The 22,492-nt window shown below is 72.7% G+C and carries 16 protein-coding genes and 1 other RNA gene; 10 read left to right on the top strand and 7 right to left on the bottom strand.

The window, feature by feature from the left end; all coding sequences use genetic code 11:
• Window positions 1-98 precede the first annotated feature (98 nt).
• The 4 genes from R4I43_RS10395 to R4I43_RS10380 are packed head-to-tail and all read right to left on the bottom strand — an operon-like array spanning window position 99 to window position 8,308.
• Entirely contained in the window at window positions 99-1,319 is a 1,221-nt protein-coding gene (locus tag R4I43_RS10395) for a DUF2399 domain-containing protein (protein ID WP_324265366.1), read from the bottom strand.
• A gap of 28 nt (window positions 1,320-1,347) precedes the next feature.
• On the bottom strand, window positions 1,348-5,466 hold the full coding sequence (locus R4I43_RS10390) for a TIGR02680 family protein (protein ID WP_324265365.1): 4,119 nt from the start codon (window positions 5,464-5,466) through the stop codon (window positions 1,348-1,350).
• Window positions 5,463-6,662, bottom strand: a complete 1,200-nt coding sequence (locus R4I43_RS10385) for a TIGR02678 family protein (protein WP_324265364.1) — start codon at window positions 6,660-6,662, stop codon at window positions 5,463-5,465. Before R4I43_RS10385 ends, R4I43_RS10390 begins: the two co-directional genes overlap by 4 nt.
• Window positions 6,659-8,308, bottom strand: coding sequence for a TIGR02677 family protein (locus R4I43_RS10380; protein WP_324265363.1), 1,650 nt, complete (start codon window positions 8,306-8,308; stop codon window positions 6,659-6,661). The genes R4I43_RS10385 and R4I43_RS10380 overlap by 4 nt, the downstream gene beginning before the upstream one ends.
• Before the next feature lie 138 nt (window positions 8,309-8,446).
• Between R4I43_RS10380 and R4I43_RS10375 the strand changes: the two genes are divergently transcribed.
• A complete protein-coding gene (locus R4I43_RS10375; RefSeq protein ID WP_324265362.1) occupies window positions 8,447-9,382 on the top strand; it encodes a cobalamin biosynthesis protein in 936 nt (311 codons plus the stop codon).
• Window positions 9,383-9,479: 97 nt separating this feature from the next.
• Here R4I43_RS10375 and R4I43_RS10370 read toward each other — a convergent pair whose 3' ends face one another.
• The 3 genes from R4I43_RS10370 to R4I43_RS10360 are packed head-to-tail and all read right to left on the bottom strand — an operon-like array spanning window position 9,480 to window position 11,772.
• Window positions 9,480-10,406, bottom strand: coding sequence for an SURF1 family cytochrome oxidase biogenesis protein (locus R4I43_RS10370; RefSeq protein WP_324265361.1), 927 nt, complete (start codon window positions 10,404-10,406; stop codon window positions 9,480-9,482).
• A gap of 47 nt (window positions 10,407-10,453) precedes the next feature.
• Entirely contained in the window at window positions 10,454-11,317 is an 864-nt protein-coding gene (locus R4I43_RS10365; RefSeq protein WP_324265614.1) for a fructosamine kinase family protein, read from the bottom strand.
• Window positions 11,317-11,772: a low molecular weight protein-tyrosine-phosphatase gene (locus R4I43_RS10360; protein WP_324265360.1), complete on the bottom strand. Its 456-nt coding sequence runs from the start codon at window positions 11,770-11,772 to the stop codon at window positions 11,317-11,319. The genes R4I43_RS10365 and R4I43_RS10360 overlap by 1 nt, the downstream gene beginning before the upstream one ends.
• A gap of 68 nt (window positions 11,773-11,840) precedes the next feature.
• On the opposite strand from R4I43_RS10360, the gene cobC reads away from it, so the two are divergent.
• From cobC to R4I43_RS10315, 9 genes are all read left to right on the top strand, one after another.
• Window positions 11,841-12,887: an Rv2231c family pyridoxal phosphate-dependent protein CobC gene (cobC, locus tag R4I43_RS10355; RefSeq protein ID WP_324265359.1), complete on the top strand. Its 1,047-nt coding sequence runs from the start codon at window positions 11,841-11,843 to the stop codon at window positions 12,885-12,887.
• Window positions 12,868-13,743 (top strand): Nif3-like dinuclear metal center hexameric protein, encoded by an 876-nt coding sequence (locus tag R4I43_RS10350; protein WP_324265358.1) that lies wholly within the window; start codon window positions 12,868-12,870, stop codon window positions 13,741-13,743. Before cobC ends, R4I43_RS10350 begins: the two co-directional genes overlap by 20 nt.
• Complete coding sequence (locus tag R4I43_RS10345; RefSeq protein ID WP_324265357.1) at window positions 13,740-14,465, top strand: zinc ribbon domain-containing protein; 726 nt, start codon at window positions 13,740-13,742, stop codon at window positions 14,463-14,465. Before R4I43_RS10350 ends, R4I43_RS10345 begins: the two co-directional genes overlap by 4 nt.
• Complete coding sequence (locus tag R4I43_RS10340; protein WP_324265356.1) at window positions 14,462-15,592, top strand: bifunctional RNase H/acid phosphatase; 1,131 nt, start codon at window positions 14,462-14,464, stop codon at window positions 15,590-15,592. The genes R4I43_RS10345 and R4I43_RS10340 overlap by 4 nt, the downstream gene beginning before the upstream one ends.
• Window positions 15,593-15,645: 53 nt before the next feature.
• Window positions 15,646-16,037: RNase P RNA component class A (gene rnpB, locus R4I43_RS10335), an RNA gene on the top strand.
• A 795-nt stretch (window positions 16,038-16,832) separates the two neighbouring features.
• Complete coding sequence (locus R4I43_RS10330; protein ID WP_125088700.1) at window positions 16,833-17,123, top strand: hypothetical protein; 291 nt, start codon at window positions 16,833-16,835, stop codon at window positions 17,121-17,123.
• Window positions 17,124-17,129: 6 nt separating this feature from the next.
• On the top strand, window positions 17,130-17,687 hold the full coding sequence (locus tag R4I43_RS10325; protein WP_324265355.1) for a hypothetical protein: 558 nt from the start codon (window positions 17,130-17,132) through the stop codon (window positions 17,685-17,687).
• Window positions 17,662-20,553: an ATP-binding protein gene (locus tag R4I43_RS10320; protein WP_407691225.1), complete on the top strand. Its 2,892-nt coding sequence runs from the start codon at window positions 17,662-17,664 to the stop codon at window positions 20,551-20,553. The genes R4I43_RS10325 and R4I43_RS10320 overlap by 26 nt, the downstream gene beginning before the upstream one ends.
• Window positions 20,550-22,487 (top strand): hypothetical protein, encoded by a 1,938-nt coding sequence (locus tag R4I43_RS10315; RefSeq protein WP_324265354.1) that lies wholly within the window; start codon window positions 20,550-20,552, stop codon window positions 22,485-22,487. The genes R4I43_RS10320 and R4I43_RS10315 overlap by 4 nt, the downstream gene beginning before the upstream one ends.
• The last annotated feature ends 5 nt before the right edge of the window (window positions 22,488-22,492 follow it).

Genomic DNA, 22,492 nt, shown 5'->3' with positions numbered 1-22,492 from the left:
GGGGGGGGGGGGGGGTGGGGGGGGGGGGGCGGGGGGGGGGGCCCCCCCCCCCCCCCCCACCCCCCCCCCCCCCCCCCCGGGCCCTGGTGAGGTGAGGGTCAGAGGCCGTTGCGGAGGTCTTCGAGGAGGGGGTGCAGGGTTTGCTCCTCCTCGATGGCTCGGGCCGTGTTGCTCATCAGGTCGGCCAGTTGCGGGTCCCACGGGGTGGGTACTGGGGCGCCGATGAGGTTGGGCAGGTCCGTGCGGTCCTGGGCGGCTCGGTCGAGGGCCGTGCGGTAGTCGTCGGCCGACATGCGCCAGGGGATCGCGCCGTGGCGCTGGGCAGTGAGGGCCGCGGCGATGCCCGGCCAGTCGAAGTCGGCGTGCACGTGGAGGACGGCGCCGTCGGCGGTCAGGCGTTCGAGGAGTTCCCGCGCGGCCGTCGACGGCATGCCGGACAGGCAGATCACCGGGTGGCGCAAGCCCTCCTGGACCGCCGCCTCCAGCAACCGGGGGTGCTCGCACACCGCGATCGCCGCGCCGTCCGCCACCAGCCGCGACGGGGCCGCGTCGAGGTCGAGGTGCGTCAGGTGCGCGGGCAGCCCGAGCTCGGTGCGGGCGCGGACGCCCGCCGACCAGGCGTCGTCGCCGGCGACCGGCAACGCCCAGGTCAGCACGGTCGCGGACACCGCGTCGGGGGCGACGCCGCAGCGCTCCCACAGCGCGCGCCGGTCGCGCTCGTTGCCGGGGGACTCGACGCCCTGCGCCAGCGCGGCAGCCTTGAGCACGACGCGGCTCAGCGCGGTGCCGTCGTCCAGCGAGTGCGGAAAACCGATCCGCCCGGCCAGCGCCGCACGCGACGTCCAGGAGCGCGGCGGCTCGGTCAGCGACATGGCCGTCAGCACCCGGGCGCCGGCGTGCGTGATGCCGGTAAGCTCGGCCTCGCCGATCCGCCCGTACTGCCGCATCCACCGCAGCCACGGCACCGCCCACGACGCGCCCGCCAGCCCGTGCTCGTCGAGCACCGGCAGCAGCTCGTCGGAGGACTCGGCGGCCGGTTCGGCCACCGCGACCGAGCCGTGCAGGGCCTCCACGACCTGCGAGAGCCCCACGCCGAATCGGTTCTGCAACGCCTCGTCCAGCTTGGACACGCTGATCCGGGTGCCCTCGCCCCACATCGGTCGCCCGTAGAGCTCCCCGACGGCGGTGCGGGTCGCGTCGTCGGGCAGCTCCAGCCGGAACGTCGGCTTCGACGACGACAGCGCTTCCCGCGCTGCCGCCCACAGGCCCTGCAACTCCGGTGCGCCGAGGGCGTCCCGGATCTCGTCCGTGACGGCCACGGCGAAAACCTCCGTTGAGAATCGCTGGTCAGGCGTTCGGACGCTGCAGGTCCGTGCCCGTCCAGGTGGTGTGCGTGGTCGCGATGCCGTGACCGCTGCGCGGGCGCAGCACGTCGTAGATGTGCATCTTCGGGATCTTCGGCGACACGCCCCAGCCGCTCGGCCAGGTGATCAGCCAGTCCATGTCCAGGTCCACCAGCAGGCCCAGCATCCGCGCGATCGTCGGATCGTCCAGCCGCTCGAACGCCTCGTCCAGCAGCACCAGCCGCAGCGGCCCGCGCCCGTCCGAGGACACGCTGACCGCGTCGTAGAACGCAGCCGCGGCCGCGAACAGCGTCACGTACGAGATCAACCGGGTCTCGCCCGAGGACAGCTGCCGCAGGCGGCGGACCCGCGGCTTGCCGTCCGGGCCGGTGTCGCGCACCCGCACCGTGAAGGCGAACCACGACCGGTAGTCCAGCGCCCGCGCCAAGATCTCCGCGTAACCGCCCGAGGCGCTGTCGCGCTCGGACTCGATGAGGTCGGTGAACACCCGCCGCAGCAACGCGTCCTGGTCCTCGCTGCGGTTGGCGAACGGCGTGCGCACCAGCTCGATGGCCTGCTTGATGTCATCGCCCAACGCCGCCGACGGCTGCCAGTCCAGCTGGACGTGCACGCCCTGGCTGGAGCGGGCGCCGTCGAGGACCTCGTTCATCCGATTGCACAGGTCTTCGGCGATGGTCATCTGCCCGCGCAGCCGCTCCGCCAAGTCCCGGATCAGGTAGTCGGCGAAGATCGACTGGTAGCGCTCGTTGAGATATCCGCGCTGCTCGCCGAGCCGCTCGGACACCCGGCGCGCCGCCTCGGCGACCGGCTGCGGGCCCTCCTCGCCGGTGACGGTCACCGTGAGCAGGCCGTGCTGGTCGGCGGCGGTGATGTCGTAGTTGCCGCTGAGCGCGTGCTGCAAGGTCTGCAGCCGGTTGAGCACCGTGGACTCGTTCGAGCCCTTGCGGTCGGAACCGGCCAGCAGCTCGGCGGCCTCCTCCCACTCGCCCGGCGGCTCCTCGGAGACCTCGGCCGCCGCCCACAGGCCCGGGATGTCCAGGGCCTGGCGGAACGCGGTGGTCGCCGACTCGGCGTCCTGCTCGCGACCGGCCAGCTGCGACTGCTTGTTCTCCAGCTGCGTCTCCAGCCGGGCCGCGGCCTCGCGCAGCGTGCTGATGCGCTCGCGCTCCTGCGGCAGCTTCTCCCGCAGTTCGGCGCGCTCGCGCTCGAAACCGCTGACCTTGTCGGCGATCTCCTGCGCCGCGCCACCGACCGCCGAGGTCAGCTCGTTGAGACCGCCCGCCTGCTCGGCGTATTCGGCGCAGCGGCGCTCGGCCTGCGATTCGGCCTCCATCCGGTCGGCCACCGCGACGTCGTGGTGCAGCGAGATCTCGCGCAGGTCCGCCAGCGTCGGCAGGCAGCGGGACTCGATGGCCTCGCGCAGCGCGTCGATGCCCGAGCGGGCCTCCACCGCGGCCCGGTGCGCGGCGTCGAGCGCCTGGGTCTCGGCCGGGAGCCCGGCCTGGCCCGCGGCGCGGACGAGCTCGCCCTGCGCGGCCTGCCAGCGCTGCTCGACCTCCAGGTGCTGCTCGCGCAGCTGCACGACCTGGCGCTCGGCGTCCTCGGCGGTCTCGATCGCGGTGGCCAGCTTCGCCTGCGCGGTCAGCAGGTCGCCGTCGTCCGGGAAGACCTCCAGGTGCTGCTCCAGCGCGGCCGCGTGCTCACCGGCCTCGCGCTGCCGCCGCTCGGCCTCGCCGACCGCCTCGCGCAGCCGGGCCAGCTCGTCCTCCAGATCGGCGATCCGGCGTGCCCGCGCGTCCTCGCGCGCGCCCGCGCCGACGTACTCGGCTGCCTCCTTGCGCCAGGTCCCGCTGAGCACCCCGGCCTTCCAGGACCCGTCGGTGGACACCGACAGCCCCGTGCCACCACCCGTCGACACCGTCGCGAGCAGCCCGGCGACCCGTTCCGGCGGCACCGGCGAATCCGCCACGGCGGCGGGGGAGAGCAGCGCGGCGAGCGTGCCGCCGGTGGTCGGGTCGACCGGGGCCGCCGGAACGGCCAGCAGGTCGGCCAGGCCGGGCACGTGGCCGTCGGCGGTGACCCAAGCGTTGAGCAGCCCGCTGGACTGCAGCGCCGCCTCCAGGCCCGCGCGGTCGGCGTCGCTCAGCGACGGGGCGAAGTCGACCAGCTCGTAGAAGGCGCGGCCCTGCGACGGGTCGCGTTCGGCCTCGGCCCAGGCCGGCAGCTCCGGCCGCTGCTCGTGACCGGCCCGCAGCTCGGCGAGCTCACCTTCGCGCATGCGGGTTTCCGCGCGCAGCTCGGTGATCTCCTGCTCCACCGACGACACCGCGCGCCGCGCCTCGTGCAGCTGCGGACGCGCCCACTGCCGGGCCTGCTCGCGGGCCTTGCGGCTCGCGCCGCGGTCGTTGATCAGGTCCTCGACGTTCGGCGGTTCCGGTGCGGGCTGCTCGGTCGCGGCGGGCCACTCGGTGGCCCACTTGCGGGCCAGCTCGACCCACACCGCGGCGGCGTCGGCGAGTTCCTGCTGCGCCTGGTTGCGGCGACCGGCCGCTTCGGTCGAGGTCAGCTGCGCCTGACGGGCGTTGCGCTGCAGCTCGGCGACCTGCGCCTGCTCGGCGTCGAGCTCGCGGGCCTGCTGGTGCAGCGCGAGGGTCAACGCGGCGCGCTCCCGCGCTTCGGTCGCGGCCTGCGCGGAACTCCCCACCACCGCCCGGAACTGGCCGGCCAGGGCGTCGGCGTCCAGCTGCGGCGGCTGGTACCGGTCCACAGTGGTCGGTTCGGCGTCCGGTTCCGGTGACGTGCGCACCGAATCGGACTCGGCGACCAGCTCAGCGGCCGGGACCGGCGGCGGCTGCGGCACGCCCGAACCGCCCAGGCCGGCGGTGCCCAGCTGCTGCCCGGCGCGGGTCGCGGCCTGCCCGGCGGCCTCGGCGTCACCGGCGAGCCTGCGCAGCACGCCCAGCACCGACTCCGCCGAACGCGTCTCCTGCGCCCGGTGCCGCGTCGCCGTGTCGAGCGCGGAAACCGCTGCGGCGCGGGAACTCTCGACGAGCTTCTCGCGGTCGCGCAGGTTCTGCAGCTCCGAGTAGGCGGGGTGGGAGCGCAGCGCGTCGATGCTGGACTCCAGCTCGCTCTCGCGCTGCTCCAGCTCGGCGATCGTGCGCTGCGCGGTTTCCCGGTCCTCGCGCTTGCCGGTGAACTGCTTGTCCAGGCTGGCGAGATCCTTGCGCAGCGAAGCCAGCTTCTGCTGCGCGGTGCGCATCGCCTCCGCGCGGTCGCGCAGCGCGCCGAACGCGTAACCGGAGTAGGTGGACAGGAACGCGGTCAGCGCTTTGTCCGCGCCGGTGAGCCGGACGATGTTCTCGCGGATCGACTCCAGGTCGTCGAACGAGGTCGCCAGCCGCTCGATCAGGCCCGCGTCCAGCGGCGGCAGCGCGTCGGACAGGATCTGCTCCAGCTGCCCCTCCAGCACTTTCAGACCCACGTCGGGGTTGCGCAGGGTGCGCTGCAGGTGCAGCAGGTCGCCGTAGCGGGCGGCCGGAACGCCGTAGACGGTGGCCGCGACCTTCGCGCGGAACGACTGGTCGTCGAGCACGCAGTCCGCGCCCAGCAGCTCCCGCAGCTGCGCCGCGCCCAGCGGCACCCGGTCGGACCCCACCAGGTGCAGGTTGATGCCCACCCGGCGGCCGGTGATGAACCGCCACGAATCGCTGATCGACTGCGAGGTCTTCGAGGCCTTGACCCCGAGGCCGCAGGTGAGGAACTCCTCGCCGCCCTCGGGGGTCTCGCGGCGCAGCTCGATCCAGGCGTAGCCGATGCGGTTCGGCCCACCCGGGTACTCGTCGAGCATCAAGCGCCGGATGCTGACCGTGTCGAACCCCTTCGACCCCAGCTGCCGCAGGTCGCCGTCCAGGCACAGCGGCAGCAGCAGCTCCAGGGTCCGGGACTTGCCGGAACCGTTGGTGCCCTGGAAGATCGCGCGCCCGCCGTCGAGGTCGAAGGTCGTCTCGGCGTACTGCCAGATGTTGACGATCCCGCCGCGGTGCAGTCGCCACCGGTGGGCGGTCTCTGCAACGGCCGCTTCGGTGCTGTGTGGGCTCACCGCTGTGCCTCTTCCATCTCGTCGAACAGTGACCAGCCCGGCGGTTCCGGTGCGGGCGGTTCGGATTCGCGTTGCTGCTGCGCCGGCGTCGCGTCCGGCTGCGGGAGCCAGCGGTGCGCTGCCGGGCTGAGCAGCCACGATCCGTCGGATTCGCGCAGCAGGACGAGCCTGCCCAGCAGGTCGATGACCGAGCGGACCAGGTTCTGGTGGTCCTCGGTGGCCTGCCGCGACCACGCCGACGGGTAGGAGTCGACGAGGTCCTGACAGACGTCGGCGAAGTCCTGCCAGCTCACCGGGTGCCGCCCCGCGGAATCGGGTTCACCCCGGTCGAGCAGCTCCGGCAGCGCCAGCAGCGCGATCCGCGCGACCGTGCCGGGACCCGGGAAGGCGAGGTCGGTGAGGTAGTCCTCCGGGTCGCACACCACCACGCCCTCGGCGCGGGCCTCGCCGACCAGGCCGAAGAAGCGCTCCAGCAGCCGAGATTCGTTGATGACGTGCTCGCGCAGCCAGCTCGCCTGCTCCGGCGGCAGGTCCGCGTAGAGCACCACCGGGTCCTCGATCAGCTTGCGCCGCACCGCGTGCTCGATCCGGCGCGGACCTGCGGCGGAGGCGAGCTCCACCAGCTGCTGCGGGTCGTTGGCCTCGGCCAGCGGGCCGGCGACCAGCTGGCCCAGCATGTCGGTGTCGATGGTGATCAGCGCTTCGGCGGCGGACTCGGCCGTCACCGAGCCCTCGGTCTCGGTGATCACCCCGAGCGCGACCAGGTGCCGCAGGGCCGCGGTCAGCGCGCGCCGGTCCGCCGGGTCGTCGGCCACCTCGATCTCGGCCTCGGCCGCAGCGGCGCGCACGTCGCTGACCAGCCGAGACAGCAGCACCTGGCGGCCGATGCCGGTCAACGCGGCCAAGGTGAGCGCGAAGTAGGCGTAGCCGCGCGGGCTCAGCGACTCCACACCGCGACCGGCGTCCTCACCCGGCCCGGACTTGTACAGCCGCGCGAAGCGGCGCTCCACCACCAGCCGGTAGCCCAGCAGACCGGAGAAGACGTCCTGCAGCGGCGCGCGCTGCCGGTAGATCATCGGCAGCAGGTCGCCGTCCGGGCCGTCGGCGCGCAGCAGCGGCCTGCGCAGCAGAACTCGGGCGCAGCGCACCACGTTCGCCGCGTCGATGTCGGGGAGCTCTTCGAACGTCGAGATCATCGGGCGGCTCCTCGGACGGCGGGGGCCTCGGACTCGGGCAATCCGCCGTCACCGACCAGTTCCAGCACCGTGTCGCGCAGCGTCAGCTCACCGGCCGCGCTGCTGATCCGGGTGTCCTGGCCGGGTTCCGGGCGGATCGTCACGCGCAACCGGTGCACCGGGTCCAGCGCCGAGCCCTTGTCGTCGGAGCCGTCGCGCTGCGCCATCGCCAGCGTCAGCAGCTCGCACAGCACGCCCAGCGCGTCCGGCGACAGCGTGCGCCTGCCGACGTCCGCGCCCGCCTCGGCGAGTTCGGCGACCGCCGCGCTGCGTCGCTGATCGGCCTGGCGGGCCTGCTGCAGCAGCGTCTCCTCGGTCATCGGGTCGTCGAGCACCCGCGAGGTGCGGCCGCGCGCACCGCGATCACCGCGGCTGCGGACGCTGACCGTCACGTCCTGCACCGGCCCGTCGCGCCACGGCACCTTGTCGTTGTCGGAGTCGTAGTCCGGCGCGGGCTGCAGGTGCCGCGCCGAGTGCAGGCCGAAGGCCGCCGCGTAGAGCCGGTGCGCGGTGCGCTCGTCGGCGCGGTCGAACCACTTCGCGAGCTTCAGCAGCTCATTGCGCCTGCCGGGCACCAGGCCGCCGCCGGAGGTGGCGCGCTTGACGCTGGCCAGCAGCGAACCGATGGCCCGGGCGGTGGCTTCGCGCAGCGCGGCGACCTGGCTGGGGCGGCCGGGGGAGTCGACGAACCAGTCGGTCAACTCCTGCCAGTCGGCCGGTGTGCGGCCGCGCGCCCGCTCGACGTCGGTGCCCAGCTGGTCGGCCGGGCCGAGCAGCCGCAGCAGCTCGCCGCGCGCCCCGGTCAGGCCCGCCAGCGAACCGGCGATCGTCTCGGTGTGCCGCAGCACGTCCTCCACGACCATCTGGATGTACTCGACCAGCAGGTTCCGGAAACCGGAGATCTCGTCCGGCGCCAGCTGGTGGCGGGTGACGACCTGGCCCAGGTAGGCGTAGAAGTCGCGGACCGTGGCGGCGAGCTCGGCGTGCTGCAGGAACACCGTGGTGACCTGCTCGGCCAGCCGCTCCCGCGCCTGGCGGGCCGGTTTGGCGCTGGGGTCGTGGCGCTCGGCGGCCAGCGCGTCCGACAGGGCCTTGCCGATGCCGGCCAAGCCCCGGTCGATCGCGGGCAGCAGCTCGCGGGACACCTCGCGGGCGCCCTCCGGCACCCGCAGCAGCGCGTCGACGTCGCGCTGGACGCGCACGGCGAGCTTGCTGACCTGGTAGCGGACGCTGCCGTGCTGGAACTCCGCGATGCTGGAGGCGATCGTCTCGCGCCGACCGACGACCAGGTTGCCCCACTTGACCAACTGCTTGAGCCGGTCGATCACGGTGTCCACATCGGACTCACCGGCGGCCACCCGGCCCTCGCGCTCGGCCGCCGCCAGCGCTGCGGCGACCTCACCGGCCGACAGGTCCGCCAGCAGCGTCGAGGTGAACAGCCGCATGATCGCCAGGTACGTCCGGTGCTCCGGGGCCTGGAGGTAGGAGAACAGCTGCAGGCGCTGGGCGTCGTCCAGCGGCGTCTCGGCAGCAGGCGGCGGCGCGTCGGTCGCGTGTCCCGCGATACCGGCGCGCAGCACATCAGCTTCGTGATCAGGGGCCGTCACGGTCCGCCACGATATCCCGTCGCCCGGACACAGCCGGTCACGTGGGATGCCGTGATCCGTCACAACGGCTCACCGGGTAGCGTGCGGTGCTGATTTCGAGGTGGTCGAGATCGTCTTCTCCGGTTGGTGGAGGTGCGGGTGAGCGCGGGACGTGCGGTCGGGCTGCTGCTCGGCGTCGCGGCGGACGCCGCGCTGGGCGATCCCCGGCGCGGACATCCGGTCGCCGCGTTCGGGCGCGCGGCGCAGGCCGTGGAGAAGAAGCTGTACCAGGACCGCCGCTCCGCCGGAGTCGTCCACACCGCGGTGCTCGTCGGCGGTTCGGCCGCGCTCGGCGCGCTGGTGCAGCGCGCCGCCCGCCGCAGCCCGGTGCTGGAGGCCGCCGCCACCGGCGTGGTCACCTGGGCGGTGCTCGGCGGCACGTCGCTGGCCGACGAGGGCACCGCGATGGCGCGGCTGCTCGACGCCGGCGAGATCGACGCCGCCCGCGACCGGCTCGGCCACCTCTGCGGACGCGACGCCGCGGTCCTCGACGGGCAGGGCCTGGCCCGCGCGACCGTCGAGTCCGTCGCCGAGAACACCTCCGACGCCGTCGTGGCCCCGCTGGTGTGGGGTGCCGTCGCCGGGATCCCCGGGCTGATGGCCTACCGCGCGGCCAACACCCTCGACGCGATGGTCGGCCACCGCTCGCCCCGCTACCGCGAGTTCGGCTGGGCCTCGGCTCGGCTGGACGACCTGCTCAACCTCGTGCCGTCCCGCTTCGCCGCCGCGCTCACCGCGGTGTGCGCCCCGGTCGTCGGCGGCTCCGGCGGTGGAGCCTGGCGCACCTGGCGGCGCGACGCGGCGGCCCACCCCAGCCCCAACGCCGGGCAGGTCGAAGCCGCGTTCGCCGGAGCCCTGGAGATCCGCCTCGGCGGGCGGACCATCTACGGACACGTCACCGAGCAGCGCCCGATCATGGGCGAGGGGCGCACCGCCGACGCCGGCGACGTCACCCGCAGCGTCGAGCTCTCCCGCCTCGTGGGTACGGTCACCGGAGCCGCAGCCGCGGCAGCAGCCCTCCTCCGCCACCGCTGACAACGACCCGAACCCGGAGAGCTGAAGACCCACCCAGGCACGTGGCCGGGAATTCGAATTTCGCGCGAAATTCGAATTCCCCTGGTCGGGGCTCGGTTCAGCGGTCGGTGCGGTTGAGGGATTCCGCCTCGCGGCGTTCTTCCTCGGCGATGGCTTCGGCCACGGAGAGCTTGCGGCGGCGCTTCCGGGGGGACTTGGCGTTCCCGGCGTAGCGGGGGGCGTCGGAGTCCTCGGTCTCCGAGGTGTCGTCCTCGGTGCCGGGCTCGTCCGAGGCCGGGCGGCGCCAGGCCGGGGCCGCGTCGGGGCGGAGCTCGGTGTAGATCAGGTAGCCGATGGTGATGATCGCCATGAGGCCGAAGGCGATCCACTGCAGCGCGTACGAGAAGTACGGCCCCGCCTCCAGCCGAGGCAGCGGCAGAGCTCCCAGCACGCCCGGCTGGCCCTCGGCCAGCGCGAGGTAGCCCGGGCGCAGCGGCACACCGGTGCCCGCGGAGACCGTTCCGGCGTTGACCGCGTAGGTCCAGCGGTGGCCGTCGTGGTCGAACAGCGGGCGCTGCTTGCTGTCGGTCTCGTCGGCCCGGATCCGGGCCGTGATCGTCACCTTCCCCGAGGGCGCGGCGGCGTAGTCGGGAGCCCGCGTGCCGTCGACCGGCCGCACGAAACCCCGGTCGACCAGCACCGTCGTGCCGTCGTCCAGCCGGAACGGGGTGATCACCTCGAACGCCGGTTCGCCGAGCACGGTGCGCTGCCAGGCCAGCGTCTCCGCCGAGTGCAGGTACTCGCCGGTCAGCAGCACCTGCGACCACTCGGTGCGCACATCGGGCGCCCGCCCCGCGGGCAGCACCTCGTTGATCGGCTTCGGCGCGGCGTGGAAGGACTCGGCGATGGCCCGGTTGCGGATCTCGGTCTCCTCGCTGCGCCCGAACTGCCACGGCGCGAGCGTCGTGAAGCACAACCCGGCGAACACCACGACCAGCGCGATCGCACCCAGCCACCCGGGACGCAGCAAAAACTTGAGACGCACACCCCCACGGTAGGCCGCGTGGCCGGGGGCGGGGCTGAGACCCCGTCTCAGTGTGACGCCAGCGCCCGCCGCGCGGCCTGGACCGCCTGGACGGCGTAGCCGCCGCCGAAGAGCACCGCGTGGACCAGCAGCGGGAACAGCTGGTGCAGCGCGATCCGGTCCCGCCAGCCCTCCGCGAGCGGATGCACCTCGGAGTACGCCTCGACGATGCGGTCCAGCTGCGGGGAGCCGAACAGGTGCAGCATCGCCAGGTCAGTCTCGCGATGACCGCCGTGCGCGGCCGGGTCGATCAGCCACGCCCGGTCCCGGCCCCAGTGCACGTTCCCGCTCCACAGGTCCCCGTGCAGCCGCGCGGGCGGCTCAGCGGGTCCCGCGAGCTCGGCGAGCGATTCGCACACCTGGTCCAGCACCTTCGCCGACTCCGCGCTCAGCACGCCCTCGTCCACGCCGCGGTGGACGTAGGGCTGGACGCGGTGCCGCGCGTAGAACGCCGGCCAGTCCTCCTCGGGCTCGTTGCGCATCGGAGCCAGCCCGATCCACGCGTCGGCGGGCCCGCCGGGGGGAGGGCTGCCGAACGCCGGAGCCCCGGCGGCGTGCAACCGCGCGAGCCCGCGCCCCAGCTCCTCGGCCGCGCGAGCCGACGGGGGAGCCGTCGCCACGTGCTCGGTGACCAGGCAGTTCTCGCCTTCGCCGAACACCTCCGGCACCGCCACGACCCCCGGCTCGGCGAGCCACCGCAGCGACGCCGCCTCCGCCGCGGCCGCACCCGGCATCGACGGCGAGGTCGACTTGGCGAACACCTCGGTGCCGTCGTCGAGCCGGACCGCGAACGCCGCCGCCGTGTCCCCGCCGGAGAGCCGGCGGGTCTCGGCGACCCCGCGCCCGGTGATCCGGGCGACCTCGTCGGCGATCACAGCCGCCCCCGCACCCACGCCATCAGACCCGGCATCGCGCCCTCGACCATCGCCAGCACGTCGTCGAACCCGTTCGGCCCGCCGTAGTACGGATCGGGCACCTCGGTGCCGTCGGCGTCCGGGTCGAAGGACCGCAGCAGCCGCACGTCGTCCGGGTCGTCGGCCAGCCGGCGCACCGCGCGCAGGTGGCCCTCGTCCATCGCGACGAGCAGGTCCGCGCCCAGGTGCCGCTCGCCGATCTGCGCGGCGACGTGGTCGGTGGGATAGCCGTGCGCCTCGAGGACCTTCTCGGTGCGCGGGTCGGCGGGCTCGCCGACGTGCCACGGCCCGGTGCCCGCGCTGGAGACCGCGACCCGCGAGTCCAGCTCGGCCCGCCGGAGCTCCTCGGCGAAGACCAGCGCCGCCATCGGCGAACGGCAGATGTTGCCCGTACAGATGAAGGAGACATGCACGCCCCGAGGGTACGGACCTCGGCCCCGCGCCCTGAAGCGCTCCGACGTGGACGTTTAAACTGCCCACGATGAGCGGGGACGATCGGGAACTGTTGCGCCACCACGGTGACGTGGACGCGGCGCGCGGGCTGGCCGACTTCGCCGTCAACGTGCGGCTGGACCGGCCACCGGAATGGCTGCGCTCCCGGCTCGCCGAGGCCCTCGACGACCTCGGCTCCTACCCGTCGGCCGAGGCGGACGAAGCCGCCCGCCGCGCCGTCGCCACCAGGCACGACCGGCGGCCGGACGAGGTGCTGGTGCTGGCCGGAGCCGCCGAGGGCTTCGCGCTGCTGCCCGCGCTGCGCCCGAAGCTCGCCGCGCTGATCCACCCCTCGTTCACCGAACCCGAGCTCGCCCTGCGCAACGCCGGTGTCCAGGTCGAACGCGTGGTCCTCGACGCGGCTGACGGCTACCGCCTGCGCGCCGAGCAGGTCCCCGACGAGGCCGACATGGTCGTGCTCGGCAACCCCACCAACCCGACCTCGGTGCTGCACCCCGCCGAGGAGATCCGCAGGCTGCTGCGGCCCGGCCGCGTGGTGGTCGTCGACGAGGCCTTCATCGACACCGTTCCCGGCGAACGCGAATCCGTGGCGCACCTCGCCGAACCAGGACTGCTCGTGCTGCGCAGCCTCACCAAGATGTGGGGCCTGCCCGGCCTGCGCGCCGGGTACGCGCTCGGCGACCCGCGACTGCTCGCCGACCTCGGCCGCAACCGCCCGCACTGGCCGGTCAACTCGCTGGTGCTCACCGCCGTGCGCGCCTGCTGCGAACCGCACGCGATCGCCGAATCCCAGCGCGCCGCAGCGGAGTTCGGCGAGCACCGCGCCCAGCTGCTGGCCGAACTCGCCGGACTGCCCGGCGTCGAGGTCGTGCGCGCGGCCGAAGCGCCGTTCCTGCTGCTGCGGGTGCCGGACGGCCGGCGGGTGCGGGAAGCGCTGCGGGAGCGCGGCGTCGCGGTGCGCCGGGGCGACACCTTCCCCGGCCTCGACGCGGACCACCTCCGGGTCGCGGTCCGCGAACCGGAGCAGAACTCGTTGTTGGTCAAGGCTTTTCGAGATGTTGTGGAACGCGGGTGAAACGGTGCGGATTCGGGACGTGATCGGCGCGCTGGAGAAGGCGTACCCCACCGGGCTCGCCGAGGACTGGGACGCCGTCGGCCTGGTCTGCGGCGACCCCGACTCGGTCGTGCAACGCGTGCTGTTCTGCGTCGACCCGATCGAGGCCACGGTGGACGAGGCCATCGACTTCGGCGCCCAGCTGCTCGTCTCGCACCACCCGCTGCTGCTGCGCGGCGTCCACGGAGTGCCCGCCGACGACCACAAGGGCCGCGTCGTGCACCGGCTCATCCGCGCCGGCATCGGCCTCTACTGCGCCCACACCAACGCCGACAAGGCCAACCCGGGCGTGTCCGACGCGCTCGCCGGAGCGCTCGGCCTGACCACCACCCAGCCGCTGATGCCCATCGCGCCCGGCGCCGACACCGGTCTGGGCCGCGTCGGTGAACTGCCCCGGGCCGAACCGTTCAGCGCGTTCGTCCGCCGCGTTGCCGACGGCCTGCCCACCACCGCGTGGGGCGTGCGCGGCGCGGGCGACCCCGACCGCGAGATCCGCCGCGTCGCCGTCTGCGGCGGAGCCGGCGACTCGTTCCTGACCGCCGCCGCCGAAGCCGGCGTCGACGCCTACGTCACCGCTGACCTGCGCCACCACCCGGCCGGCGAGCACCTCGCCCAGGCCGACGTGCCCGGCACCTCGGTGCCCGCGCTCGTCGACGTGGCGCACTGGGCCAGCGAATGGCCGTGGTGCCAGCAGGCCGCAGACCTCGTGTCCGCGGCGCTGCCGGATACAGTCGAAGTCCTCGTATCCACCCGACGCACCGACCCGTGGACCGTGCACGCCGGTGCGACCCCAGACCCAGGGAGGGCGCTCGCGTGAAAGCCGACCCCGCCGTTCAACGACGGCTGCTCGATCTCGCGGACGTCGACGCGGAGCTCAACCGCGTCGTCCACCGCAGGCGCACGTTGCCGGAACTCGAGCGGATCGGTGAGGCCGAGCGCGAAGTGCAGACCAAGCGCGACGAGCTCGTGGTCGCCCAGACCGCGTTCAACGACCTCGACCGCGAGGTCAAGCGCCTGGAGAACGAGGTCGACAACGTCCGCAAGCGCGAAGCCCGCGACCGCGACCTGATGGCCGCCGGCGGTCCCGCCAAGCAGCAGGAAGAGCTCGAGCACGAGCTGCAGACCCTCGCCCGCAGGCAAGCCGTCCTCGAGGACGAGCAGCTGGAGGTCATGGAGCAGCGCGAAGCGCTGGAGACCAACGTGACCAAGTCCCGCGAGGCCGTCACCGAAGCCGAGCAGCAGCTCGCCGACATCCAGGCCCGCCGCGACGAGGCGCTCGGCGAGCTCGACATCGCCGAGACGCGCAAGCAGGACGAGCGCGAGATCATCACCAAGGCCCTCCCGGACGACCTCGTCGCCCTCTACGAGCGCGTCCGCAGCCAGCGCGGCGTCGGCGTCGGCCTGCTGCAGGGCGCCCGCTGCGGCGCCTGCCGCATCGAGCTCGACCGGCACGCCCTCAACGAGGTCCGCGAATCCGCCCCCGACGACGTGGTCCGCTGCGAGGAGTGCGGCGCGATCATGGTCCGGGAGAGCAAGTGAAGGTCATCGTCGAAGCCGACGGCGGATCGCGCGGCAACCCCGGCCCGGCCGGCTGCGGCGCGGTCGTGCTCGACGCCGGAACCCGCGCCGTCCTGGCCGAACGAGCCATCGGGCTCGGCGAGACCACCAACAACGTCGCCGAGTACCAGGGCCTGATCGCCGGGCTGCGCGCTGCCCGCGAGCTCGGCGCCGCCGAAGTCTCGGTGCGGATGGACTCCAAGCTCGTCATCGAGCAGATGTCCGGGCGCTGGAAGGTCAAGCACGCCAACATCCAGCCGCTCAACGCCCTCGCCCGGCAGCTCGCCGCCGACTTCCAGCAGGTCGATTACGAGTGGATCCCGCGCGCCGAGAACTCCGCCGCCGACAAGCTCGCCAACGACGCGATGGACGGCGACACCATCGAACCCCGGCAGGTCGCGGACGAGTCCGAGCAGGTCACCGAGGCGGAGAGCGCCTCGGCCCGCAGCCGACCGTCCGGCTGGCAGAACCTCCGGGGCGCACCCGTCAAGATGCTGCTCCTGCGGCACGGCCAGACACCGATGTCGGTCGACAGGCGCTACTCCGGCCGCGGCGACGTGGAGCTCACCGAGCTGGGGGAGCGGCAGGTCCACGCCGCCGCCAAGCGCCTCGCCGCGATGGACGGCGTCGTCACCGACGACGGCCCGGCCCCGATCATCGCCTCGCCGCTCACCCGCACCCGGCAGAGCGCCCAGGCGGTCGCCGACGCCACCGGCGGCGAGCTCGAGTTCCACGACGGCCTGCTCGAAACCGACTTCGGCGAGTGGGAGGGGCTCACCTTCCTGGAAGCCGCCGAGAAGTACCCCGAGCTGCACCGCGCGTGGATCGGCGACCCCACCGTCGTGCCCCCGGCCGGGGAGAGCCTCGCCGCCGTCCACCAGCGGGTCACCGCCGCTCGCGACGACCTCGTCGAGCGCCACGCGGGCAAGACGATCATCGTCGTCAGCCACGTCACCCCCATCAAGTCGCTGCTGCGCATGGGCCTGGACGTGGGTCCGGAGGTCTTCTACCGGCTGCACCTCGACCTCGCGTCGCTGTCCATCGTGGAGTTCTACCCCGACGGCAACGCCTCCGTGCGCCTGGTCAACGACATCTCCCACTGGGCGTGAACAGGCCTGGCCGGAAGGCGTCGCGGGCGCGGCGGTAAAATCGGCGGTGCGGAAGAGCCGGTTGAGCGATCGCGGCGGGCCACGGCCCGTCGAGGAAAGTCCGGACTCCACAGAGCAGGGTGGTTGCCAACGGCAACCCGGGGCGACCCGCGGGAAAGTGCCACAGAAAGCAGACCGCCCGGCGCACGCGTCGGGTAAGGGTGAAACGGTGGTGTAAGAGACCACCAGCACCCCGGGCGACCGGGGTGGCTCGGTAAACCCCACCCGGAGCAAGGCCAAGATGGGCGTTCCGGCGCCCGCGCGGACGGTTGAGGGTTGCTCGCCCGAGGTTCGCGGGTAGGCCGCACGAGCTCGTCGGCGACGGCGGGCCTAGATAGATGGTCGCTGAACGGTTTGGCCGGAAGGCCGCCGGGAACAGAATCCGGCTTACAGACCGACTCTTCCGCTCTCCTCTTTCTGGGGTGTCCTTGGTAAGGGGCTTCTCTTGAGGTCGGACGTGCTGTTCGGTGCGCACTCGGCCCTACTGATCAACTGCTCAGTGGTCCCTCTGCTCGGCGGTGCCAGCGGCGGAACCTGACACGCCTTCTGGCTCCGGGATCCGCGACTTGAGTATGTCGATACGCGGCGCTGCGGTTGTCCTCACCAGAAGACGTGTCAGAAATCCCCGGCAGGGAAGGCACAGCGGTGCCAGTTGCTGGGGTGGGGTGAAGAGGAAGCACCTTCGGTGCTTGCCTGACGGTGGTTGTGCTGCTTGCAGTAGCCCACGTGCTCCATTCGGTCTAGGTGTGAAAACCCATGCCCTGGGGGGAACTGTTCGTGTTGGGGGCGTTACCCTGATTCGTGCGTGCCAAGATCACCTCGTTCTTTCGGGTTCGGCGATCACGTCGAGTGATCCAGTTGGGTGCTTCCTGGTGCGATGTGCGGAAATCCACTGGACCACCGGGATTTTCACGGTGCGTTACGAAGGGGCTCGCAAGCGGGTGAACAGCCACGAGATCCAGGCTCGAAACCGGCCTCCTGAGCGCCGATTCCGCGATGACCAGCCCGTGGTGGCTTGCTCGAATGGCCTATTCACCGCGTGATGTCCGTTGCGCCGTCCCGCTGTAACCCGCCACACCCGAGCTCGCAACCACTACTTCTGGTGACCATGTCATGTTCTACTCGTATCTGCGCGTTGCGGATCACCGCCACGCGTTGAGGTACCGGCCCGACGACACTCCGCGTACTCAGGGGTAAAGAGATGACCGCCATGCCGCTGGAAACACTGGCGCACCTGGACGTACTCGCCCAGCAGACTCAGCTGGGCACCGAAGGCATTCGCGGTTGGATCCTGAACAACCTGCTACCGCTGCTGCTGCTGACCGTCGCGATCCTGCTGCTGTGGCTCGGTGGTGGCAAGGGCGACAACGCGGGCGTGATGCGCAGGCTCGGCGGCGTCCTCGTCGCGCTGGCCATCGTCGGTATCGCGGTCACCAACGCGGGCATCGACATCGGCACCTTCATCGCACAGCTCTTCAGCACCAACGGGTGATGCCCAGTGCGGATACGCACCGATGACGAGGTTTACCGGGTAGACGCCGTCTGGCTCGGCCCGCCGAAGGCGACCTTCCCCTGGCGTGCGCGCTACGTGGCGTGGGGCGTCGGCACGGTGGTGTTCCTGCTGGTCCTGGCCGTCGAACGACGGATGAACATCGGCTTCGGCTTCTTCTCCACGGCGTGGGCCCTGGTGATCACCGTCGCCTTGACCCGGCTGATCTGCGCCAAGATCGGGCACGAACGCCCGCTCGGCGCGGTGATGCAGATGTGGATGCGAGAGCTCACCGCACCCCGCGAGAAGTCGCAGGCCACCGGCGGGGCGGCCAGCGCCGCCCGCGTCCGGGTGCGCCGGCGTCGTCCCGTGCCCAAGAACCAGCGCCCCCGCCGCGGCCAGCCGCGACAGGGGCAAGCCCAGCGGCAGACCCGGCGTCAGCCGCAGGCACGCAGGCAACAGGGCCGGCAGGCGCAGCAGCAGCGCTCCAGCCGGTCCCAGCAGGTCGGAAGCAGGCGCACGCGTAGCAAGGAGGTTCGCGGTGTTCGGTCGCCGTCGAGGCGGTGAGCAGCAGCCGCAGCAGGTACCCCGCGGTTCCAGCGGCAAGATCCGCGGTGCCAAGGGCAGCGGCAAGCCGCGCAAACGCGCGCGGGGCCTGGGTGACGAGCAGTCCATCCCGACCTACACCCCGTCGATCGCAGCGCGCACCATCGACGGGCACCTGCTGCGCACCGGCCAGGACGTCTTCGCCTGGTACCGGCTCTCCCCGCAGCGCTGGTCCTTCCGCTCCGACTCGCAGCGCCAGGACCTCATCGCGGCCATCGCGGGCCAGTACGCGGAACTGCAGGGACGCTGGCTCCACCTGCGGGTGACCAACCGGCCCTACCCGATCCGGATGTGGGCCGAAGCGCACGTGCACAACGCGCGCAACCCGCTGCCGGACACCGAAGGCGCGCTGAGCTTCGACGACTACATGGTCGGCGAGCAGCAGCAGCTGATGGGCCGGTCGATGGCGGAGAAGGAGGTCTACCTGGGGGTCCAGGTGCAGACCCGCAACGTCGTGGACCGCGCCGTCGAGCGGGCCGCACCGCTGCTGCACAAGGTCTTCCCGGAGGCCGTCGACGCCGAGCTCATCGCGCTCGACAGCGAGATCGAGCACCTGGACCAGGTGATCGGCTCCGCCGGGCTGGACGGCCGCCCGGTGACCGCCGAGGAGATCTCCTGGCTGATGCACCGGTCCTGCTCGCTGGGCCTGCCCGCCCCGCGCAACCTGCCGGCCGTGCCCGGCGCGCCGTGGGAACCCGAGGACCTCGCGTCGTTCACCGACGCCTCCGACATGCACCAGGACCCGTACGCGCCGACGGTGACCGTGCGCGGGCGGACCGGGTCCAACGCCGGCGTCACCCGGCACGTCGCGGTGCTCACCGTGGGCCAGACGCACGGTCTGCAGATCCCGGAGATCGACGACCCGTGGATGCAGCACTCCGACCGGCTGCCCGCCCCGGTGGAGTGGTCCGCGCGGATCTACGTGCGACGCCCCGAGGACGTCGGCGGCGAGCTCCAGCGGCAGATGAACAAGGTCCGCTCCCAGGTCCGGCACTACACCGAGGAGCACGGCCTGGAGCCGCCGACCTCGCTGGCCCGCCAGGCGGGCCGGGTGCTGGAGATCGACGACGAGATGACCTCCGGCTTCACCGCCCTGGCCACCCGGGTCAAGTCCTGGTGGCGGATGGCGGTGTCCGGACCCACCGAGCGCGACGCGCTGCGGCTGGCCCAGCAGATCCTCGACCTGTACAAGCCGAAGGTCGCCATCGAGCACCCCGAGGCGCAGTACGCGATGGCCCGCGAGTTCATCCCCGGTGAGCCGCTGGCCAACACCGCCTACCTGCGTCGCGGCTCGGTCGTGTGGGCGGCCTCGGCCGTGCCGCAGGCGACCGCGGAGGTCGGCGACCGGCGCGGCATCCTGCTCGGCGAGACCTGCACCGCCACCCGGCGTCCCGTCGCCTGGGACCCGTGGATGGCGCAGGAGGTCCGCGACGCCTCCGGCCTGACCGCGATGGTCGCCGGTCTCGGTGGCGGCAAGTCGTTCCTCGGCGGCGGCACGGTCTACAAGACGTTGCGGGCCGGGGCGCACTGGACGCTGCTGGACCCGTCGGGGCCGCTGGCGGAGCTGTGCAACCTGCCGGAGCTCAAGCCCTACGCGCGCAACATCAACCTGCTCAACGCCCAGCCCGGCATCCTCAACCCGTACCGGGTGGTCGCCGAGCCGGAGCTGGAGCACTTCGTCGACGAGGAGGACCCGGAGCGCGGCTGGCGGCGGGAACGCGCGCTGGCCGCGGCCACCCGGCGCCGCCTCGTGCTCGACGTGCTCACCGGCCTGCTGCCGTACGAGGTGGCGAAGCTGCCGCAGACCCGGATCGTGCTGCTGCGCGCGGTCCGCGCCGTCGGCGGCCGGGTCGACGCGCACCCGGGCATGGTCTTCGAGGCGCTGCGCCGCGACGCCAGCGAGCACCACGAGCACGCGGTGGTCGTCGCCGACTTCCTCGACGAGATCCGGGAGCGGATGGCGCTGCTCATCCCGGAGAACGACGCCGACCCCTACTCCGAGACCCGTGACGACCGGCTCACCGTGCTGACGATGGCCGGTCTGACGCTGCCCAAGGACGGTGTCGGCCGCGAGCACTGGACCGACGCCGAAGCGCTCGGCGTGGAGATGCTCAACCTGGCGGCGTGGCTGACCCAGCGGTCGATCTACGAGCGGCCCAAGGGCGAGCGCAAGGGCGTCTGGATCGACGAGGCGTTCTTCCTCTCCGAGGTCCCGACCGGCCGGGTCCTGATGAACCGCTTCGCCCGGGACTCGCGGAAGTGGAACGTGCGGGTGCTGCTGTCCAGCCAGATCCCGGCGGACTTCCTGCGCATCCAGGGCTTCGTGTCGCTGCTGGACTCGGTGTTCATCGGCCGTCTCGACGACGAGCAGGCGCAGGCCGACGCGCTGCGACTGCTCAAGGTGCCGGTCGACGCCGGGTACGAGCAGGTCGTCTCGGCGCTGGGGCGCCGGCCGGGGCCTGCCCGCAACGCCACCCAGCGGGACCGCTCGCCGCGCCAGTTCATCTTCGGCGACGGCGCGGGCGGCGTGGAGAAGATCCGCATCGACTTCTCCGGCCCGCACCTGGAGCACGTGCGCGACTCGCTGGACACCACCCCGGCTTCCGAGCCGGACAGCGAACCGCGAGCGCTGGCGCCCGCGCCGGACGGCGACGGCGTCAACTCCGACTCCACCACCTCCGCGCTGGACCCGGTGGAGGACGACTACGGGGACGATTTCGAATCGTTCGACGAGTTCGAACTCGAAAGCGTCGGCATCGGCTTCGATGACGGCACCGAGAGCTCGACCCGCCGGCCGGGCGAGCGGGGTGGGGACGACGCCCGGTGAGCGCCGCGGTCTTGGGCATGCTGCTGGTCGCCGCTGCGCTCGCAGCGGTGATCACCACGCTGGTGATCAACCGCCGGACGCGTTCGGCGGAGGTGCTGACGCCGCGTCGGCGTAAGGCGTACCTGCTGGTCGCGGGCCTGCTGGCGATGCAGTCGCTGCTGGCGGCCCCGGCCTGGGGCCAGAGCCTCGACTGCAAGGAGGCGCCCAACCCGGAGCGTCCCGGATCGGGCATGGTGGGCGCGCTGGACCCGGCGCCGATGGGCGCGGGCAACCCGGGCAGCGCCTACGACGAGGTCGGCTACGCGGGTCTGATCTGGCACACCTACGACCTCGGCTGCGGCCCGCAGGGCGTGACCAACCCCGACGCGCTGGTCGACACCTGGGTCGGCAACGAGCTGTTCAACCTCGCCAAGAACCTGGTGGGCGCGACCAACGGGCTGCACTACGCGCTGCTCAACGGCGATCTGATGGACCCGCTGGACGAGGTGATCGCCACCGGCACGGTCGCGCTCTACGACAGCGTCTTCGCCCCCTGGTTCGGGCTGGTCGCGCTGGTGCTGGCGGTCGTGCTGTTCCGCTACATCTGGCAGGGCGACCTGGCCAGCATCGGCAAGCGCGGCATGTGGGCGCTGGCCGGGCTGTGGTTCGCCTCGGCGACCTACCTGACGCCGCTGGTCTACACCCACGCGCTGGACGAGATCGTGATCACCGGGACCTCGGCGGTGCAGGCCGGTTTCCTGCACGAGGTCGGGGTCGACGAGGCCAACGCGCTGCCGACGCTGCTGCACGACCAGGTCGTCTACCGCAACTGGTTGCGCGGCGAGTTCGGTTCGCCGGACACCCCGCAGGCCCAGCAGCTGGGCCGGGAGCTGCTGCGCGCGCAGGCGTGGACCAAGCAGGAGGTCAACGCCGGGGCCGACGCCGGTTCGCCGGAGCCCAAGAAGCAGGCGTTCGAGGACGTCGCGGGCAAGATGGGCAGCTCCTACGGCTACTTCCAGGGCATCGACGGCAGCCGGGTCGGCGCGGGCGTGCTGGCCAGCGTGCAGTCGCTGTCCTACGCCTCGTTCCAGCTGCTGGCCAAGGCCACGATCCTGCTGGCGCAGGTGCTGCTGCGGGTGCTGATCCTGGCCGGGCCGCTGATCGGCCTGGTGGCGCTGGTCTACCACCAGATCCTGCGGCTGATCGGCCGCGTCGCGGGCGCGGCCGTGCTCAACGTCGTGATGGTCTCGGCGCTGGCGGGCCTGCACACGCTGATCTTGACCTGGATCTTCGACCCGACGCGCGGTTTCTCGGCGCTCACCCAGATCCTGCTGGCGGCGCTGATCACCATCGTGTTCCTGCTGGTGGCCAAGCCGGTCCGGCGGCTGACGCAGATGGTCGAGCTGTCGGTGGGCACGGTCGGGCGCGCGGTGCCGCGCGCGCCCGGCGGCATCTTCGCCCGCTTCGGCCGTCGCGGTGAGAGCCCGGCCGGCGGCGAGTTTTGGGAGCAGGTCCGCGACAGCGACCCAGACGAGGAGTACGGCGACCGGCCGCGCAGGCGGCGCCCCGAGGCGCTGCTGCCCGCGGTCGCGCAGCGGCTCGACCGCGAGGACGGCTCCCCGCCCTCGCAGGGCGCCATCCCCTCGGGTGGTGGCGCGGCTGCCGGAGCGCTGCCCGCCGGTGGCGGTTCGCCGCGCAGACCGGGTGGCGTGCAGGGCGTTCCGGAAGCGCGTGCGACCAGTCGGGTGGTCGATACCAACCCGGTGGCGGATGCCAAGTGGGACGGGAACGACGAAGATCCGGTGTTGATCCCGTCGCGGGCGACGGTGGAGCGCGTGTCGGACCAGCCGGCCGGCGCCGATTCGCCGCGCCTGGCCGACCGCGAGGTCGTGCAGGGCCGTCCGGTGCACGTGATCTACCGGCCCTCCCGAGGGCTGGAGGTGGCCGATGGCTGACCAGA

Origin of the sequence: Saccharopolyspora mangrovi (assembly GCF_035320975.1) — a bacterium.
In the GTDB taxonomy this organism is placed as follows: Bacteria; Actinomycetota; Actinomycetes; order Mycobacteriales; family Pseudonocardiaceae; genus Saccharopolyspora; species Saccharopolyspora mangrovi.
Note: the sequence above shows the minus strand (reverse complement) of the source record. Positions and strands in the feature narration are given on the sequence as shown.